This is a genomic window from Candidatus Symbiopectobacterium sp. NZEC135, assembly GCF_025962695.1.
On the sequence record NZ_JAGFPF010000485.1, the window covers coordinates 1 to 1,326 of the forward strand.

General features: G+C 59.2%; 1 protein-coding gene. It reads right to left on the reverse strand.

Features of this window, described 5'->3' with window-relative positions; translation table 11 throughout:
• Positions 1-1,313 (reverse strand): AMP-binding protein (locus J5224_RS28110; RefSeq protein ID WP_264628403.1); only part of this gene is annotated, 1,313 nt, incomplete at its 3' end.
• Positions 1,314-1,326 lie beyond the last annotated feature (13 nt).

Consider the following 1,326-nt stretch of genomic DNA (forward strand, 5'->3'; position numbering starts at 1 on the left):
GTTAGCGCCTGTTTATTGATTTTTCCCATTGGGGTAAGCGGCAATGCTTTCACCACGCTCAGCGCGTCGGGCCATCGTGATACAGGTACGCCCTGTTGTTCCAAAAACGCACACAAATCTGCCAGCAACAGTGAGCGTTTGGCGACCACCACCGCATGCACCGTTTCATCCAGACCGGCCACCACGGCCACGTCACGCACATCAGGGTGCAAGCGCAGCGCATCCTCGATGTCGCCAGCACCCACGGACTCGCCGTGGCGATTAATGGTTTCCTTGATGCGCCCTTCGACGCACAGATTGCCATCTGCTAAACGTCGAACCCGATCTCCACTACGGTAAAAACCCTCTGACGTGAACGACTGCGCGTCTCCAGAGCGGGCACGGAAATACCCTCGAATCGTATAGGGTCCGCGAACCCATAGCTCTCCGGTGTGACCGGGGGAAACGGCACTCCCGGCGGGGTCCACAATGCGAATATCATCATCCTCACACAGCGGCCGCCCCTGTGTGGTGAGGATGGTGTGTGGCGTGTCGTCCAGCCGCGTCAGGGTGATTAACCCTTCCGCCATGCCAAACACCTGTTGCAATTGGCATCCGAAACGATTCAGCATTGCACCAGCACGAACGGCATCAAGTTTGGCACCGCCCACCTGAATCAGGCGCAGTGAACGCAAATCAGGGAGTTCACTGTCAAGCGCCTCCAGCCAGCATTGACTTAACGAAGGCACCAGCGCGGTGAGCGTGACACGAAAACGGGCAATCGCGGCGAAAGCATCTTCCGGGGCGGGCGTGGCTGGAACCACCACGCAGCCACCGCGCGACCACACCCCTAACGCGCCGGGACACGCCAGCGAAAAATTATGCGCCATCGGCAAAACGGCCAAATAGCGATCCCGTTCGCTCAGCGCACACAGTTCAGCACAGCGCTGAAAGTTATAGCCATAATCTGCATGGGTGCGCGGAATCAGTTTCGGTATGCCGGTGGTTCCGCCTGACAGCAACAGCAGCGCAATATTGCCCGCGTCATCCCCAGGCGGCGGTGAAGCGATCATCGCCTCCTGGCAAAAACAAAAGCGATCCGTTTTGCCACTGAAGAGTGTACGGCAGCCGTGCTCAGCCAGTTGCGTTGTTAACGCATGGTTCTCGCTCTGGCACAGGCTTGCGCTGCCCAGATAGCGCCGGGCTCGCGCCTGCGCCGCCACCTGAACGACCGTTTGGGTGCACAGTGTCGGCACCACCAATACCGGTACGGCCCCCATCAGCAACAACGCAAACAGGGCGACGGCGAAATCAGCACCGTTTGGGAACTGCACCAACACCCTGTCG